Source organism: Variovorax sp. Varisp41 (assembly GCF_047325085.1).
Lineage (GTDB): Bacteria > Pseudomonadota > Gammaproteobacteria > Burkholderiales > Burkholderiaceae_C > Variovorax.
This window is the reverse complement of sequence record NZ_CP168540.1, coordinates 2,305,080-2,321,468: the sequence shown is the minus strand read 5'-3', so window position 1 is coordinate 2,321,468 and position 16,389 is coordinate 2,305,080. Positions and strand designations below refer to the sequence as shown.

General features: G+C 71.5%; 17 protein-coding genes. 9 read left to right on the top strand and 8 right to left on the bottom strand.

Annotation, left to right across the window (positions count from 1 at the left end; translation table 11 throughout):
• Nucleotides 1-55: 55 nt before the first annotated feature.
• The 3 genes from ACEN9J_RS10925 to ACEN9J_RS10915 all read right to left on the bottom strand — a co-directional run bounded on the left by ACEN9J_RS10925 (nt 56) and on the right by ACEN9J_RS10915 (nt 2,569).
• Nucleotides 56-1,159: a phosphatidate phosphatase App1 family protein gene (locus tag ACEN9J_RS10925; protein WP_413764049.1), complete on the bottom strand. Its 1,104-nt coding sequence runs from the start codon at nt 1,157-1,159 to the stop codon at nt 56-58.
• A complete protein-coding gene (locus ACEN9J_RS10920) occupies nt 1,156-1,665 on the bottom strand; it encodes a dihydrofolate reductase (RefSeq protein ID WP_296735856.1) in 510 nt (169 codons plus the stop codon). The genes ACEN9J_RS10925 and ACEN9J_RS10920 overlap by 4 nt, the downstream gene beginning before the upstream one ends.
• A gap of 70 nt (nt 1,666-1,735) precedes the next feature.
• Nucleotides 1,736-2,569 carry a thymidylate synthase gene (locus ACEN9J_RS10915; protein WP_172705376.1) on the bottom strand — a complete coding sequence of 278 codons (834 nt, stop codon included), beginning with the start codon at nt 2,567-2,569 and terminating at the stop codon, nt 1,736-1,738.
• A 132-nt stretch (nt 2,570-2,701) separates the two neighbouring features.
• On the opposite strand from ACEN9J_RS10915, the gene ACEN9J_RS10910 reads away from it, so the two are divergent.
• From ACEN9J_RS10910 to ACEN9J_RS10885, 6 genes are all read left to right on the top strand, one after another.
• Nucleotides 2,702-3,241 carry a sigma-70 family RNA polymerase sigma factor gene (locus ACEN9J_RS10910; RefSeq protein ID WP_413764048.1) on the top strand — a complete coding sequence of 180 codons (540 nt, stop codon included), beginning with the start codon at nt 2,702-2,704 and terminating at the stop codon, nt 3,239-3,241.
• Entirely contained in the window at nt 3,238-4,254 is a 1,017-nt protein-coding gene (locus ACEN9J_RS10905; RefSeq protein WP_413764047.1) for a FecR domain-containing protein, read from the top strand. The genes ACEN9J_RS10910 and ACEN9J_RS10905 overlap by 4 nt, the downstream gene beginning before the upstream one ends.
• Nucleotides 4,255-4,366: 112 nt before the next feature.
• A complete protein-coding gene (locus ACEN9J_RS10900) occupies nt 4,367-6,796 on the top strand; it encodes a TonB-dependent siderophore receptor (RefSeq protein WP_413764046.1) in 2,430 nt (809 codons plus the stop codon).
• A gap of 24 nt (nt 6,797-6,820) precedes the next feature.
• Nucleotides 6,821-7,453 carry a nitrile hydratase subunit alpha gene (nthA, locus tag ACEN9J_RS10895; protein ID WP_172705377.1) on the top strand — a complete coding sequence of 211 codons (633 nt, stop codon included), beginning with the start codon at nt 6,821-6,823 and terminating at the stop codon, nt 7,451-7,453.
• Nucleotides 7,450-8,109, top strand: a complete 660-nt coding sequence (gene nthB, locus ACEN9J_RS10890) for a nitrile hydratase subunit beta (RefSeq protein WP_413764045.1) — start codon at nt 7,450-7,452, stop codon at nt 8,107-8,109. Before nthA ends, nthB begins: the two co-directional genes overlap by 4 nt.
• On the top strand, nt 8,106-8,477 hold the full coding sequence (locus ACEN9J_RS10885) for a nitrile hydratase accessory protein (protein ID WP_413764044.1): 372 nt from the start codon (nt 8,106-8,108) through the stop codon (nt 8,475-8,477). Before nthB ends, ACEN9J_RS10885 begins: the two co-directional genes overlap by 4 nt.
• A 9-nt stretch (nt 8,478-8,486) precedes the next feature.
• On the opposite strand, the gene ACEN9J_RS10880 is transcribed toward ACEN9J_RS10885, so the two are convergent.
• Both ACEN9J_RS10880 and ACEN9J_RS10875 read right to left on the bottom strand, forming a co-directional pair.
• Complete coding sequence (locus ACEN9J_RS10880; protein WP_413764043.1) at nt 8,487-9,923, bottom strand: FAD-binding oxidoreductase; 1,437 nt, start codon at nt 9,921-9,923, stop codon at nt 8,487-8,489.
• Nucleotides 9,920-10,387 (bottom strand): DUF2069 domain-containing protein, encoded by a 468-nt coding sequence (locus tag ACEN9J_RS10875; RefSeq protein WP_409976509.1) that lies wholly within the window; start codon nt 10,385-10,387, stop codon nt 9,920-9,922. The genes ACEN9J_RS10880 and ACEN9J_RS10875 overlap by 4 nt, the downstream gene beginning before the upstream one ends.
• A gap of 14 nt (nt 10,388-10,401) precedes the next feature.
• On the opposite strand from ACEN9J_RS10875, the gene ACEN9J_RS10870 reads away from it, so the two are divergent.
• Nucleotides 10,402-11,613: a YihY family inner membrane protein gene (locus ACEN9J_RS10870; protein ID WP_261210433.1), complete on the top strand. Its 1,212-nt coding sequence runs from the start codon at nt 10,402-10,404 to the stop codon at nt 11,611-11,613.
• A gap of 9 nt (nt 11,614-11,622) precedes the next feature.
• Here the strand turns inward: ACEN9J_RS10870 and ACEN9J_RS10865 are convergent, their stop codons facing one another.
• Nucleotides 11,623-11,967, bottom strand: coding sequence for an Mpo1-like protein (locus ACEN9J_RS10865; protein WP_057592409.1), 345 nt, complete (start codon nt 11,965-11,967; stop codon nt 11,623-11,625).
• A 101-nt stretch (nt 11,968-12,068) separates the two neighbouring features.
• Between ACEN9J_RS10865 and ACEN9J_RS10860 the strand changes: the two genes are divergently transcribed.
• Nucleotides 12,069-12,464, top strand: coding sequence for a thioredoxin family protein (locus ACEN9J_RS10860; RefSeq protein WP_057592410.1), 396 nt, complete (start codon nt 12,069-12,071; stop codon nt 12,462-12,464).
• A gap of 46 nt (nt 12,465-12,510) precedes the next feature.
• Complete coding sequence (locus ACEN9J_RS10855) at nt 12,511-13,182, top strand: epimerase (RefSeq protein ID WP_413764042.1); 672 nt, start codon at nt 12,511-12,513, stop codon at nt 13,180-13,182.
• Nucleotides 13,183-13,194: 12 nt separating this feature from the next.
• Here the strand turns inward: ACEN9J_RS10855 and ACEN9J_RS10850 are convergent, their stop codons facing one another.
• Together ACEN9J_RS10850 and ACEN9J_RS10845 are read right to left on the bottom strand one after the other, a co-directional pair.
• On the bottom strand, nt 13,195-14,004 hold the full coding sequence (locus ACEN9J_RS10850; RefSeq protein ID WP_057592412.1) for an alpha/beta fold hydrolase: 810 nt from the start codon (nt 14,002-14,004) through the stop codon (nt 13,195-13,197).
• 49 nt (nt 14,005-14,053) lie between these two features.
• Nucleotides 14,054-16,336: a hypothetical protein gene (locus ACEN9J_RS10845; protein WP_413764041.1), complete on the bottom strand. Its 2,283-nt coding sequence runs from the start codon at nt 16,334-16,336 to the stop codon at nt 14,054-14,056.
• Nucleotides 16,337-16,389: the final 53 nt, after the last annotated feature.

Genomic DNA, 16,389 nt, shown 5'->3' with positions numbered 1-16,389 from the left:
CTCGGAGCCAGGGAATTCTTGTGCACCGCAGCGCGAGCGCGCCGTGCACGGAGCCTCAGCGCACGGCCTGGGTCTGCGCCTGCATCGGCCACGCCGTCGTGTCGGGCGCGACGAGGTGCCACATCACCGGGTCGATGCCCTCGAAGGTGGCGCGGTAGCGCTGCGACAGCCGCCCTTCGCCGGTCACGTCGCGGATCACGATGCCGTCGATGCGCCCCGGGTTGTCGCGGAACACCCTGGCGTAGATCTCGGGATCGGCCTCGCCCGAATCGCCGACCAGCACGAAGCGGCGCTGCGGGAAGTCGGCCAGCAGGCGCGCGATCACACCGAGCTTGTGGGCGCGCGAATCCTCGTCGCCCGGGATCAGCGTGCGCCAGGTCGTGCTCTCGCGCAGGTGCATGCTGCCCGGCGGAAAGCCCGCTTCGCGCACGAACTCCGCGAGCGGCGGATAGAGCTGGATCGGGCTGGCCGACAGGTAGTGGAAGCGCGTGTCGGGCGCCTGTGCGAGCGCGCGGTACCAGCCGGCCATGTGGGGCGCGGGTTCGAAGCGGCGCGCGAAGGTGTTGAGCAGCATCTCGCGCCGCTCGCGCACCTGAGTGCGCTTGATGGTGTCGTCGATGTCCGAGATCACCGACAGGCCCTGTGCCGGCACGATCAGCGCGCGGCCGCGGAAACGGTGCAGCAGTTCGCCGGGGCCGGTGACCGCGTGGAACTCGAGCCACTGCTGCGCGGGCGACAGCCGCGGCACCTCGATCACCTGCCGCACGTTCACCCGGCCGTCGGCGCCCGAGGGCGGCATGGTCTTGCGCCCGGGGCTGCCGTCGAATTCCACGTCGAACACCTTGCCGTCCTCCGACTCGGCATGGAACAGCGCGGTGCGCTGGTTGAAGCGCAGCTGCGCGGCCGGCGAGAGCTTCTTAAGATTGAGCCCGAGGTAGCGCGCGAAGGCGGCATTGAGGCCCCAGCGGCGCTCGCGCTCGTAGACCCAGGCATGGATGTCGACCTCGAGCCTGCCGTCGTCGGTGGGCCGCGCGGTGCCGTTCATGAACAGCGCCTCCTCGTCGGGCTCCATCGGCTCGGCCGCCAGCGCGGGCGCGATGCCGCCGGCCGCCAGCGCCGCGCCGGCCAGCAGCGTGCGCCGGCGCAGCGCCAGTGTCATGCGCCGGCCGTGACGCGCTCGTACGTCACGAAGCTGAAGGCCAGGCCGTCCTTGGCCGACACGTGCGATTCGCGCTGCGTCTCGCGCCAGACGCTGGCGTCGAGCACCGGCGCGAAGGCGTCGCCTTCGTAGTCGCGCGCGATCTCGGTGACCAGTGCGCGGCGCGCGAGGGGCTCGGCCTCGGCATAGATCTGCGCGCCGCCGATCACCCAGACATCGGGCGCCTCGAGCCGCTCGCAGGCTTCGATGGCCTCGCGCAGGCTGCCCGCGCGCTGCGCGCCCTCGGCCTGCCAGCCGGCCTGGCGCGTGACCACGATGTTGCGCCGCCCCGGCAGCGGCCGGAAGCGCGGCGGCAGCGAGTCCCAGGTCTTGCGGCCCATGATGACCGGCGCGCCCAGCGTGCGCGCCTTGAAGTGCGCCATGTCCTCGGGCAGGTGCCAGGGGATGGTGTTGGCGGCGCCGATGACGCCGTTGGCGGCGCGGGCGAAGATGAGGTTGAGGTTCATGGCGAGGGGAAGGCGGGTTCGAAGCGGCCCGATTTTGACCGCATCCGCACCCCTTGGCCCCCGCGGACGATCAGACGGCCACCGGCGCCTTGATCGGGTCGTGGTGCCGGTAGTCCTCGAACTCGAAATCCTCGTACCGGTAGTCGAAGATCGAGTCGGGCCGGCGCTTGATGCGCAGCGTGGGATACGGGTAGGGCTCGCGGCTCAGTTGCAGCGCGACCTGCTCGGCGTGGTTGCTGTAGATGTGGCAGTCGCCGCCGGTCCAGACGAAGTCGCCAACGTCGAGGTCGCACTGCTGCGCCATCATGTGCGTGAGCAGCGCGTAGCTCGCGATGTTGAAGGGCACGCCGAGGAAGATGTCGGCGCTGCGCTGGTAGAGCTGGCAGCTGAGCCGGCCGCGCTCGCCGTCGTTCTGTGGCGGCGCCACGTAGAACTGGAAGAAGGCGTGGCAGGGCATCAGCGCCATCTTCGAGAGCTCGGCCACGTTCCAGGCGCTCACGATGATGCGGCGCGAATCGGGGTTGGACTTGAGCGTCTTCACGACCTCGGCGATCTGGTCGATGTGGCCGCCGTCGGGCGTGGGCCAACTGCGCCACTGCACGCCGTACACCGGGCCCAGGTCGCCGTCCTCGCGCGCCCACTCGTCCCAGATGGTGACGCCGCGTTCCTTGAGCCAGTTGTTGTTGCTCGAGCCGGTCAGGAACCACAGCAGCTCCTGGATGATGGACTTCACGTGCACCTTCTTCGTGGTGACCAGCGGGAAGCCTTCGTTGAGGTCGAAGCGCATCTGGTGGCCGAACACGCTCCTGGTGCCGGTGCCGGTGCGGTCGCTCTTGTACACGCCGTGGGTGTCGACGTGGCGCATGAAGTCTTCGTACTGGGAGCGGATGGGGCGTTGGGTCATGGCGGTGAAAACGGCGCGCCCCGGACGGCGGGGCATGGCCCCGAATCTTATTCGGACGCGGACCGGCCTGTCCGGACCCCGGGCGAGCCCTTAAGATGAGAACTATTCTCAACATTCCGCCGCAGCCATCCCGTGTCCGCCCCCGCCATCGACGACAGTCTCCAGGTGCTCTACCGCAGCCATCACGGCTGGCTGCAGGCCTGGCTGCGCCGCCGGCTGGGCTGCGCCGAGGATGCGGCCGACCTCGCGCACGATGCCTTCGTGCGGCTGCTGGTCGCGCGCCCGCCGCAGGCGGCGCCGGTCGAGATGAAGGAGCCGCGGGCCTACCTGACGACGGTGGCGCGCGGCCTGCTGATCGACCGCTTCCGCCGCGCCGACCTGGAGCGCGCCTACCTCGCCGACCTCGCGGCGCTGCCGCCGGCGCTCTATCCCTCGCCCGAGGAGCAGCTGCAGGCGGTGCAGGCGCTGCGTGCGCTCGACGCGCTGCTCGCGAGCCTCACGCCCAAGACCCGCGCCGCCTGGCTGCACAGCCGCCTCGACGGCATGACCCATGCCGAGATCGCGGCGCAGCTCGGCGTGTCGGTGCCGCGGGTGCGGCAGTACCTGGCGACGGCCGCGCGCCGCGGCTACGAACTGCGTTTCGGCGCCGCGCTGCCGGCAGCGTCGGCATGAGCGCGCCGGCCTCGGCGTCGCTGCCGGTGTCCGCGGCCGTGCTCGATGCGGCGATCGGCTGGCAGTTGCGCATGGGCTCGGGTGAGGCCGGCGCGCGCGATGCCGAAGGCCTGCGCCGCTGGCTCGACGCCCACGCCGACCACCGGCGTGCCTGGGCCCAGCTCGGCGAGCTCGACGCGCAGCTGGCGCCCGCGCGCAGCGAGGCCGTGCGTTCGGCGCTGGTGCGCAGCGGCGCCGCGCGGCGCTGGAAGCAGTCGGCGGGCGTGCTGGGGCTGCTGGCCGCGCTGCTGCTGGGGCTCGGTGCCGTCGACCGCTTCGAGCCGCTGGCCACCCTGAGCGCGGACTACCGAACCGGCACCGGCGAGCGGCTCACCGTGGTGCTGCCCGACCGCAGCGTGCTGCACCTCGACACCCGCAGCGCGGTCGACCTGGCCTTCGATGGCAGCCGGCGCGCGATCGTGCTGCGCGCGGGCGAGATCGCCATCGAGACCGCCCATGGCGACGCGGCCGAGCAGCGTCCCTTCGTCGTGCTCACGCCCGAGGGCAGCCTGCGCGCGCTGGGCACGCGATTCGTCGTGCGCCGGCTCGACGACGGCGCCGGCACCCGGCTCACGGTCACGCAGTCCGCGGTGGCGGCACGGCCGGCCGGCTGCGCGGCCGATCCGGCGCAGGCTTGCGAAGGCGAACGCATCGTGCAGCAGGGCCAGAGCCTGGAACTGCATGCCGACGGCGCCGGCGCCCCCGGCCCCGCGCGTCCCGACGCCGATGCCTGGAAGGACGGCATGCTGGTGGTCGACGACCAGCCGCTGTCCGAGGTGGTGGCCGAACTGGCGCGCTACCGGCCCGGCCATCTGTCGGTCGATCCGCGCGTGGCCGGCCTGCGCGTGACCGGCACGCTGCCGCTGGACGACACCGACAGGGCGCTGCTGGCGCTCACCGCCGCGGTGCCGGTCGAACTCGTGGGCGGCACGCGCTGGTGGCTGCGCATCGAACCGAGGCAGGCGCCGCGCTGAAGCCTGGATCGGGGGCGGTACCGGATTTTTTTCGGCCGCCCCTCTCACTTTTCGAACCTCGTCCGGCAAGCAGGAAGAGAACCCTCGTCCTTCCCCTGCCTGGAGTCCTGTCTTGTCCTCGTCCTTCCCGTTCCGTCCGACCCCGCTCGTCGCCGCGCTGCTCTTCGCCACAGCCATGCCGGCCCTGTGGCCGACGGCCGCCAGCGCCCAGGCGCAGGCCGCTCCCGTGCTGCGCGACTACGACCTGCCGTCCGGCCCGCTCGGCGCCACGCTCAACCGCATCGCACGCGAGGCCGGGCTGGCGCTCACGGTCGATGCCGCGCTGGTCGGCCAGCGCGCCTCGGCGCCGGTGCGCGGCCGCTACGACGCACCGCAGGCGCTGCGTCGCGCGCTGGCCGACAGCGGCCTCGAGCTGCTGCCGACCGACGCGGGCGGCTACACCGTGCGCGCGGGCGCGCCGGCCGCCTCCACCGCGCCGCAGGTGGTGGCGCCCGCGCCGTCGGCCATGCTGGCCGAAGTGCGCGTGAATGCCGAGCGCAGCGCCGACGGCGGGCCGGCCGATGGCTACATCGCGCGCCACAGCACGGCCGGCACCAAGACCGACACGCCGATCCTCGAGACGCCGCAGTCGATCTCGGTGGTCACGGCCGAGCAGATCGAGGCCCAGCAGCCCACCAGCCTGGTCGACGCCTTCAACTACACGGCCGGCGTGAGGCGCTCGGAAGGCGCCGACCGCACCACCGACTCGTTCGTGATCCGCGGCTTCCAGGCCGGCGCCGGCACGGGCAGCCTCTACCGCGACGGCTCGAAGTTCATGGTCAACGCCTACGACGGCCAGCAGGAGCTCTACGGGCTCGAGCGCGCCGAGGTGCTCAAGGGCGCGGCCTCGCTGCTCTACGGCACGGCCGCGCCCGGCGGCGTGATCAACACCGTGACCAAGCGGCCCACGGCCGAGCCGCTGCGCGAGCTGGGCGTGGAGCTCGGCAACCGCGATCGCCGCCAGATCAAGGGCGATTTCGGCGGCAAGCTCGACGAGCAGGGCACGCTGACCTACCGGCTCACGGGCCTCGTGCGCGACAGCAACACCTTCATCGACCACGTGCCCGACGACCGGCGCTTCCTGTCGGGCGCGATCCGCTGGCAGCCGAGCGCGGCGACCTCGCTCACGCTGCAGGCCGAGTACCTGCGCAACCGCACCGACTACGTGTACGGGCTGGCCGGCGGCGTCACGATCCTGCCCAACATCCACGGCCCGGTGCCGAGCAACCGCTACACCGGCACGCCGGGGCGCGACCGCTACGCCGGCACCAACACCGCCGTCGGCTACCGCTTCGAGCATGCCTTCAGCGATCGCCTGAAGCTGCGCCACAGCGCGCATGCCTTCCGTTCGGAGGTCGATTTCCCGAGCACCGCCGCTGCCGGCGTAAGCCCCGACGGCGCCAGCTCCACCTTCCATGAGTCCTACGACCGCCGCGACCGCTCGCGCGCGCGCACCACCGACACCTCGCTCGAGTACCGCGTCGACACCGGCCCCGTCGCGCACACGCTGCTGGCCGGCGTGGACACCACCTACCAGTCCTACACCACGCGGCGCGCGTCGCGCGAGATCGCCACGCAGTTCAACTACTACGCGCCGAACTACGTCTACGTCGCGGGTGCGCCGGTACCGAACACCTACTTCCCCGACATGGCCGGCAACGCCACCGGGCTGTACCTGCAGGACCAGATGAAGATCGCCGGGCGCTGGGTGGTGGTGCTCGGCGCGCGGCACGACCGCGTGACCGACCGCCAGGTGCCGGTCGACGGCGAGACCGCGAACTCGAAGGAGAAGACCTCGGCCACCACCGGCCGCGCCGGCCTGGTCTACCTGGCCGACAACGGCCTCGCGCCGTTCGCGAGCTTCAGCCAGTCGTTCCAGCCGCAGAGCGGCGTCGACCGCATGGGCGCGCGCTTCGAGCCCACGCGCGGCGAGCAGTACGAGCTCGGCCTGCGCTACCAGCCGCCGGGCAGCGACACCCTGCTGAGCGCCGCCGTCTACCAGCTCAGGCAGCAGAACGTGCTGTCGACCGACCCCGTCGACACCGGCTTCTCGGTGCAGACCGGCGAGGTGCGCTCGCGCGGGCTGGAGATCGAGCTGCGCACGCGCATCGGCCGCTCCGCCAGCCTGATCGCCGCCTATGCCTACACCGACGCGCGCGTCACCGCCGACACCACCGCCGCCAACGTCGGCAAGCGGCGCGGCAACGTGCCCTACAACACCTTCTCGGCCTGGGGCGAGTACGACTTCGGCGCGGCCGGCGCGCCGGGCCTGCGCGCGGGGCTGGGCGTGCGCTACGTGGGCGCCTCCACCGGGCTCTACGTGAACGGCATCGTGCCCTCGTACACCGTGTTCGACGCGATGGTGTCGTACGACACCGGCCACTGGCGCTACGCGTTCAACCTCACGAACCTGGCCGACAAGGCCTACATCGCCTCGTGCACCTACGGCTGCTTCTACGGCGAGCGGCGCAAGGCGGTGGCGTCCGCGACCTACCGCTGGTAGGTCGCAGCGCTTAGCATGAGGGGCATGAGCGAACACACCCACGACCACGGCGATGACCACAGCGAGCTCGATGAGATGGACCTGCGCGTGCGCGCGCTCGAGAGCGTGCTCACCGAGAAGGGCTACATCGAGCCGGCCGCGCTCGATGCGCTGATCGACACCTACCAGACCCGCATCGGCCCGCGCAACGGCGCGCGCGTGGTCGCAAGGGCCTGGGTCGACCCGGCCTTTCGCGACTGGTTGCTGGCCGACGCCACCGCGGCCATCGCCTCGCTGGGCTACACCGGCCGCCAGGGCGAGCACATGGTGGCGGTGGCCAACAGCGACGATCAGCACCACATGGTGGTCTGTACCCTGTGCAGCTGCTACCCGTGGCCGGTGCTGGGCCTGCCGCCCACCTGGTACAAGAGCGCGCCCTACCGCTCGCGCGCGGTGCGCGACCCGCGCGGCGTGCTCGCGGACTTCGGCACCGTGCTGCCCGAGACCACGCGCATCCGGATCTGGGATTCGACCGCGGAGGTGCGCTACCTCGTGATTCCGCAGCGGCCCGCGGGCACCGAGCACCTGGGCGAGGAGGAACTCGCGGCGCTGGTGTCGCGCGATTCGATGATCGGCACCCGGCTCGCCGATGCGCCGGGGCAGGGGAGCCAGCCATGACTTACCAGACCCAGGCCGACCTCGGCGGCCGCACCGGCTTCGGCGCGGTGCAGCCCGAGCCCGAGGGCGAGTTGTTCCATGCCGACTGGGAACCGCGCGCGCTCGCGCTGGTGCTCGCGATGGGCGCCACCGGTTCATGGAACATCGATGCGAGCCGCGCCGTGCGCGAGACCTTGCCGCACTACCTGCAACTGAGCTACTACCGGATCTGGCTCACTGCGCTCGAGCGGCTGATGATCGAGCGCGGCCAGCTGTTCGAGGACGAGATCGCGCAGGGCCGCATGCTGCATGCGCCCGCGCCCGTCAAGCGCGTGCTGCAGGCGGCCGACGTGGCCGCGGTGCTGTCCAGGGGCTCGCCCACCGAGCGGCCGGCCGCGGCGCCCGCGCGCTTCGCGATCGGCCAGGCGGTGCGCATGCGCGCGGGCCGCGTCGACCATCACACGCGGCTGCCGGGCTATGTGCAGGGGCGGCGCGGCACCGTCGAGCGGCTGCATGGCGCGCACGTGTTCGCCGACAGCAACGCGCAGGGCGCGGGCGAGGCGCCGCAGTGGCTCTACACGGTGGTGTTCGAGGAAGCGGAACTCTGGGGCGGCGCGGCGCAGAAGCTCGCGGTGTCGGTCGATGCCTGGGAAAGCTACCTGGAGGCGGCCGAATGACGCAGTACCCCGACGGGATGTTGGCCCCCGGCATGCCACGCGACGCCGACGGCCCGGTCTTCGGCGCGCCCTGGCAGGCCCAGGCCTTCGCGATGACGCTGGCGCTGCACGAGAAAGGCCTGTTCAGCTGGAGCGAGTGGGCCGAGACCCTGGCCGCGCAGATCCAGGCCGCGCAGGCCGCGGGCGACCCCGATGCGGGCGACACCTACTACCGGCACTGGCTCGCCGCGCTCGAGACGCTGGTGGCGCGCAAGGGCGCGAGTTCGCACGACGAGCTGGCGCGCTACCGCGAGGCCTGGGACCACGCGGCCGACCGCACGCCGCACGGGCAGGCGATCGAACTGCGGCCCGGCGACTTCGGGCATTGAGGCGCCCGTTCAGACCCGAATCACCCGCCCCGGATTCAGGATGTTCTTCGGATCGAGCCCGCGCTTAATCGCGCGCATCATCTCGAGCGCCACCGGCGACTTGTGCTTCTCGAGCGTGTCGACCTTGAGCGAACCCACGCCATGCTCGGCCGAGAACGAGCCGCCGAACTTCTCGACCGCCTCGTAGACCAGCGTGTTGATGCGGTCTTCCTCGTTCTTCAGGAAGGCCTTGGTATCGACGTTCTCGGGCGCCTGCACGTTGTAGTGCAGGTTGCCGTCGCCCAGGTGGCCGAAGTTCACCAGCCGCACGCCGGCGATCTCGCGCGCCAGCAGCGCGTCGGTCTCGGCCACGAAGGCCGGGATGCGCGAGACGGGGATCGAGATGTCGTGCTTGATGTTGAGGCCTTCCTCGGCCTGCGCGAGCGGAATGCTCTCGCGGATGTGCCAGAGCTGGTGCGCCTGCGCGAGGTTCTCGGCCACCACCGCGTCGGTCACGCAGCCGTCCTCGAAGGCGGTTTCGAGCAGGGCCTCGAAGCGCGCGCGCGCATGGTCTTCCGATTCGCTGTCGGAGTTCTCGAGCAGCACGCAGTAGGGCACGTTCTCGTCGCCGATGAAGGGCACGCGCAGTTGCGGCATGTGCTTGTCGACCAGGCTCAGCGCGAACTTGCCCATCACCTCGAAGCCCGTGAGGCCCGGGCCCAGCTGCTTGTGGGCCAGGCCCAGCAGCGTGACCGCGTGGTCGAGCGAGGGCACGGCGGCCCAGGCCGTGAGCTGCGCGGCCGGCAGCGGGTAGAGCTTCATCGTGGCGGCCGTGATGATGCCCAGCGTGCCCTCGCTGCCGACGAACAGGTCGCGCAGGTCGTAGCCGGTGTTGTCCTTGCGCAGGCCGCTGGTGCCGTGCCAGATCTCGCCCTGCGGCGTGACGACCTCCAGGCCCAGGCAGAGCTCACGCGTGTTGCCGTAGCGCACGACCTGCGTGCCGCCGGCATTGGTCGCGAGGTTGCCGCCGATGGTGCAGCTGCCCTCGGCCGCGAGGCTCAGCGGGAACAGGTAGCCGGCCTTCTCGGCGGTCTCCTGCAGCGTCTGCAGGATGCAGCCCGACTCCACCGTCATCGTGAGGTTGGCCGCGTCGATGCCGCGGATGGCGTTGAGCCGCTGCAGGCTCAGCACCACCTGGGTGCCGCTGTCGTCGGGAATGGAGCCGACCGCCAGGCCGGTGTTGCCGCCCTGCGGGATCACGGCGGTGCCGGCTTCGGCGCAGGCCTTGACCACCTCGGCCACCTGCTGCGCATCGGCCGGGCGCACCACGGCCAGCGCCTTGCCGCGCGAGCGCTTGCGCCAGTCCTGTTCGTAGGCGGTGAGGTCGCCCTCGTTCAGCAGGTGGTTGGCGCCGACGATGGCGCGCAGCCGCTCGAGCAGGGCGGCGGAAGAAGCGGAAGGGGTCATGGGGTGGAAGCCTCCAGGGGACGGGCGGCGGCCTTGGCGTGGCGCAGCCGCAGGCGGACATGCCAGGCGCAGGCGACGAAGAGCACCAGGCACAGCAGCACCTCGGCCAGCGCGAGCAGCTGGCTGATGCCGTTGGTGTCGCTCCAGGCGCGCACCACGCCCTCGGTGAAATAGAGCCAGACCATCAGGCTGACCCAGCGGTAGGTGTACATGCGGTTCTTCAGCAGGCCGGCCAGCGGGATGGCGAGCGGCAGCACCTTGAGTGCCATCAGCGAACCACCGGGGCGCAGCGGCGCCAGCCAGAGTTCCCAGGCCAGGCCCAGCACGATCAGCCCGGCGAGGCTGCCGACCGCGAGCCAGCGGGTTGTCGCGACGGAGGAGGGCGGGGGCGGGGAGAGGCTCACGGGCGGCGAAGGTGAAGAGGGCAAGGGGGAGATCCGGGGGCGCCCTCGCTGCGGGAACATGAAAGGCGGATGGCATGATACCGGCCATGAATCGTCGTCAGCTCTGGAGGGATCTCTCCCGTTTCCCCTGGCGAAACACCGCGGCGGTGCTCGGGGAACGTTTTCGCGAGGACCGTCTCGGCCTCACGGCCAGCAGCCTGACCTTCACCACCACCATCGCGATGGTGCCGTTCTTCACGGTGGCGCTCGCGCTGTTCACCGTGTTCCCGATGTTCGCCAAGATGCAGGGCCGCCTGCAGCGCTGGCTGATCGAGAGCCTGATCCCCGAGAACATCGCGCGCCAGGTGCTGGGCTACCTCAACCAGTTCGCGAGCAAGGCCAGCGGCCTGGGGATCGCGGGCCTGATCGTGTTGCTGATCACCGCCATCGCGCTGATCCTCACCATCGACAAGACGCTCAACAACATCTGGCGCGTGCGCTCGCCGCGGCCGTTCGCGCAGCGGGTGCTGATCTACTGGGCCACGATCACGCTCGGGCCGCTGATCCTGGCGGTGAGCCTGTCCACCACCTCCTATGTGTTCGCGGCCTCGCGCGACGTGGTGGGCGTGAGCGCGGTCAAGCTGTTCTTCGACGCCTTCGAGTTCGTGCTGCTGGCCGCCGGCATGGCCTCGCTCTACCACTACGTGCCCAACACCAACGTGCGCTGGTCGCATGCCTGGGCCGGCGGCGTGTTCGTGGCGGCGGCGATCGAGATCGCCAAGCGCGTGCTGGGCTACTACCTGAGCCTGGTGCCGACCTATTCGGTGCTCTATGGCGCCTTCGCCACCTTCCCGATCCTGCTGGTGTGGATCTACGTGGCCTGGGTCATCGTGCTGCTGGGCGCGGTGATCGCGGCCTACCTGCCGAGCCTCCTGACCGGCGTGGCCCGGCGCGGCGGCGGCGCCGGCTGGCCGCTGCAACTGGCGATGGAGGTGCTGCAGCAGCTCGCCCGGGCCCGCGCGACGCCCGACAAGGGCGCGGGCGCGGCGCGGCTGGTGGCCTCGATGCGCGTGGACGCGCTGCAACTGGTGCCGGTGCTCGACACCCTGGTGGCGCTCGACTGGATCGCGCCGCTGGCCGAGGACGGGGATGGCGGCGACCCGCGCTACGTGCTGCTGGCCGACCCGTCGACGCCGATCGAGCCGCTGCTCGAGGCGCTCCTGATGCCCAAGGCCGAGCCGCTCGAGGACCTGTGGCAGAAGGGGCCGCTGCGCTCGCTGCGGCTGGGCGACGTGCTGTTGATCTAGCAGCCGGGCTCAGATCTTCACGCGGCCCAGCCAGATGTCGCGGTACATCGCCCAGTCGCCCATGAAGCTGTAGAGCGGCCGCCTGAACGAGGCCGGCTTGTTCTTCTCGAAGCCGAAATGCCCGACCCAGGCGAAGCCGTAGCCGACCAGCAGCCCGGCCAGCAGCCACAGCGGATTGAGCGTCAGCACCAGCATCGCGAGGCAGGCCAGCGACAGCGTGGAGCCCGCGAAATGCAGCCGCCGGCAGGTGCGGTTGGCGTGTTCGGTCAGGTAGAAGGGATAGAACTCCGCGAAGCTCGTGAACTGGCGCGGATCGACGCTCGCAGCGGAGGGAGTGGCGGTGGAGGTGTTCATCGTGCGTCTCCTGCGCCCCGGAGGGGCTTTGTCCATAATAGCCACGACCTTCCGGGCGCACCACCCGGGTCTTTCTTCCCCCTTCTGCCCACGTACGAGCCTTGAGCGCCCTGCCTTCCACCCCCGATTCCGCCGCGCCGGCCGGCGGCGCGCCCTGGGTCGTGTGCCTGTGCGCCGAGTGGTGCGGCACCTGCCGCGACTACCGGCCGCTGTTCGAGCAGGTGGCGCGCGCGCATCCCGGGCTGCGCTTCGCCTGGGTCGACATCGAGGACCATGCCGACATCGCCGACGAGTTCGACGTCGAGACCTTTCCGACCCTTCTGGTGGCCGATGCCGCGGGCACGCGCTTCCTCGGCCCGCTGCTGCCGCATGCCGAAACGCTGTCGCGCATGCTGACCGCGCTGCCGGCGCCGCAGCCCTCGAGCCTGCATGCCGAGCTGCTGGTGGCGGTGCTCGAGAAGAAGCCCGCGCTCTTTACAGTGCCGCGGGCGGCCTGATCTACTCGGCTCGTCCACACACGCGGCCCGCGGGGCCGGCCCTCCCATGAAAGTCCTCGTCTTCGGCGCCACCGGCATGGTCGGTTTCGGCGTGCTGCGCGAATGCCTGCTCGCTCCCGACGTGGAGGAGGTCGTGGCCGTCGGCCGCCGGCCCAGCGGCCAGCAGCATCCCAAGCTGCGCGATCTCGTGCTTCCCGACATGTACGACTACACGGCGGCCGAGCCGCGGCTCACGGGCTTCGACGCCTGCTTCTTCTGCCTCGGCGTGTCCTCGGTCGGCATGAAGGAGGACGCGTACCGCCGCGTGACCTACGACCTCACGCTGGCCGCCGCCACCGTGCTCGCGCGGCTCAACCCGCAGATGACCTTCGCCTACGTGACCGGCGCCGGCACCGACAGCAGCGAGCGCGGCCGCAGCATGTGGGCGCGCGTGAAGGGCGCGACCGAGAACGCGCTGCTGAAGCTGCCGTTCAAGGCCGCCTACATGTTCAGGCCCGGCGCGATCCAGCCGCTGCACGGCGCGAACACCAAGACGCCGCTGTACAAGGCGGGCATCGTGCTGCTCACGCCGGTGTTCGGGCTCGCGCGGCGGCTGTGGCCGCATCTGGTGACCACCACCGAGAACATGGGGCTCGCGATGCTGGCGGTGGCGCGGCATGGAGCGAGCAAGCGGATGCTCGACCCGCTCGACATCAACGACCTGGCCGCGCGCGGCTAGCGCGGCTTCGCCTCAGCGCGACACGAAATCCCGCAGCGCGAACAGCACCGCGTCGGGCGCCTCGCTCATCAGCGCGTGGCCCGCGTGCACCGTCACCGTCCGCCCGTCGCGCGCCTTGGCGGCCAGGGCCTTCACGGCGCGCGGCGGCGTCATCTGGTCGGCGTCGCCGAGCAGGAACAGCACCGGGCACTGCACCTTCTCCATCGCCGCCTCGCCGCCCGCGTAGTCGTTGCAGGCCTTGAAGCCGACGTGGAACACGTTGGCCTCGCGGTTGCTCGCGAGCACGCGGCGCATCAGCGCGCGCGAGCTGCCGTAGAGCCAGGTGCCCGGGCCGAGCGCCGAGGGCGGCGGCGCCAGCAGCGCATGCGAGAAGGTGTTGACCATCGCGATCGCGCGCTCGGGGTCGTTGAGCGAACTCTCGAGCAGCGCCGGCGACACCACCATCGGGTAGGCGGTGCCGACCATCGCCAGGTGCGTCACGCGCTCCGGCGCGCGCGCGGCCGCTTCCAGCGCGATCAGCGAGCCGAAGCTGTGGCCGATCAGCGCCGCTTTTTGCACGCCCGCCGCGTCGAGCAGCGCGAGCACGAACTGCGCGGCCTCCTCGACGCTGGCCGGCGGCGGGCCCTCGCTCTTGCAGTGGCCCGGCAGATCGACCGCGAGCACGTTCCAGCCGTGGTTGGCGAACCAGCGGCTCTGCAGGATCCAGACGCTGTGGTCGTTGAGCACGCCGTGGACGAAGACCACGGTGGGCTTGGCGGCATCGAAGGGCTTGCCGCCGGTGTAGCAATAGGTGGGATGGTGGTTGACGTCGAACGTGCTCATGCGTGTTCCTCGATGGCTTCCTGTCTTTGTGGTGCGTGCGGGCCGGCGCTCATCGCGCGGCCTCCCAGCGCTGCAGTCGCTGCAGCGCGCGTTCGAACAGCCGCGCGGCCGCCAGTGCGAGCGCCGCGTCGCCGGGCTTGATCTGCCGGCCTTTGCCGGCGTCCTGCTGGAAGCCGTACATCACCCAGGCCGGCCCGGTGTCGGTGGCCGGCACGATCTGGTAGATGAAGTGATAAGGGTCGTAGGCCAGCTCGGGCAGCGTGGGATCGGTGTCGCGCTTGCGGTCCACGCTCAGGCCGACCCAGGCCCCGCCCGAGGCGCCGAGGTACGGGCCGATGCGGCAGATGCCGAGGTCGGCGTCGCGGCCGTCGAGCACGCCCTGCGCGTGCAGCCGGGCGATGGTGGCCTCGATGCGTTCGAGCGGGGCGGCGGCGGCCAGCCGCTGCCAGGCCGCGTCGGCCTCGCTCACGCGCCGCTGCAGTTTGGCCCACACGGGCGGCAACTGCGCGATCGGCGCTTCGGTCCATTCGGCCGGCGGTGCGTGGCCCGTGGGGCTGTGGGCCAGGTAGAGCCGCGCGGTCGGCGCCTTGCCGCGCAGTCGACCGAACAGGCCCGGCGCTTCGTTGAGCACGCCGAACTGCCAGGTGGGCACGGCGAGCGGGGCTTCGTCCTCGCCGTCGTGGACATCGCCGCCGCGCCGGATCTGTGCGTAGATGGGCAGCGTCTCGTCGCCCATCTCGCCGTCCTTGCGCAGCTCGAAGGACCAGCCGTCGTCGGACAGGGCCGCGAAGCGCACCACCGCGTAGCCGTCGTCGAGGAACGGCGCCCGGGCCCAGCCGAGCATGGCGGCCACCTCGGGCGCGGCCGCCTGCGCGAGGGCGGGGCGTTCATGTGGGTCGGGCGTGTCGAGCGCACGCTCGCAGCGCTCGGCCTGGGCCTCGTCGCCCAGCAGGCGCCAGGCCTGTGCCAGGTGCCGGCACAGGCCGTCGCTCAGGCGGTCGCTGGCCAGCAGTTCGCGCGCGATTCGTTCGACCGGCCCGCGCTGGCCCAACCGGGCGGCGGCCTGGGCGCCCAGCGCCATCAGCACCGCGCGGCGCGTCTCGGCCTCGACGTCGGAGATCAGTTCGGACAGCGGCGTGCCCGCGTGCGCGGCGCGCAGGTCCATCAGCTCGAGCACCTGCGCCGGCTGGCCGAGCCGTTCGAAGGCCCAGGCCACCTCGCACGCCGCCTGCTCGACCGGCCAGTCGTCGCCGAAAGCGCGCCGCAGCACGGTCCACGAGTCGACGACGCCGGCCCAGTCCCCGATGCGCGCCTGGCAGCGCAGCCGCCCGTGGTACTGCTCCCAGAACGGCGATACGGCCCAGCCCTTGTCGTGCCAGGGAATGGCCTGCGCGAACTTCTCCTGCCGAAAGCCGCCGGCGATCGCGAGGTTGTTGCACAGCATCGCGTAGATGTGGGGCTCGGCGTCCAGCGGCCCGCCCTCGCCGGTGGCGAAGTAGTGCTCGAAGCGCGCCGCGCCGAGCTCATAGGCCCGTGCCTCCACGGCCTTCACGCGCGCGAGGTCCTGGCTGCCCGTGTATTGGCCTTCCTGCTGCTGCAGCAACTCGACCACCTCCGCCAGTTCGCAGCCGGCGCTGTAATAGTCGCCGCCGCCGAGGTCGGGGTGTTCGGGCCATTGGATGGCCTCGAGGTCGAAGGGCCGGCCCATGCGGTAGTCGAGCAGCGCGCGCCAGACCGGCACGCGCGGATCGGCCGAGCGCGCCATGCAGGCATCGAGGTCGGCCGCGGCGCCTTCGAGGTCGCCGGCGTTGTCGCGTGCCCGTGCGCGGATGCGCAGTGCCGCCGGCAGGCCGCCGGCGCGCGCGTGCATTGCCTCGATGGCGCGCAGGCGCTCGGGCGCCGAGTCTTCACCGGGGTCGCCGAGCGAGGCACGCATGAGCGCAGCCCAGACCCACGGATGGCCATGGTCGTCGCCGAGCGAGCGCAGGCGTTCGACGATGCGCTGCGCCTCCTCTTCGGTGCAGCCACCGGTCTTGAACATCGCGTCGTGATAGAGCCGGCCCGCCACGTCGTGGTCGCCGTCTTCCCAGGCCCAGTCGGCCACCTCGAACCAGGCTTGCGGCAGTGCGATCGAGCCCAGGCGCGTGACCGCCTCGAGCATCAGCGCACGCGATTCGGGGTGGCGTCCGAGTCGGCGCGCGAGGTGGGCCTGCTCGTAGAGCGAGCGGCCGGCTTCCTGCCAATGGTGCGGCATGCGCGGCACGCTGGCGAGCAGTGCGGCGCGCTGGCGCTCGTAGCCGTCCATCGCCTCGGCGGCGTCGTCCACGCTCATCGAAGTACCTTCGTGCTTCGCACTGCGGTGCGAGCTTGCCTGGGGTGGCCCGG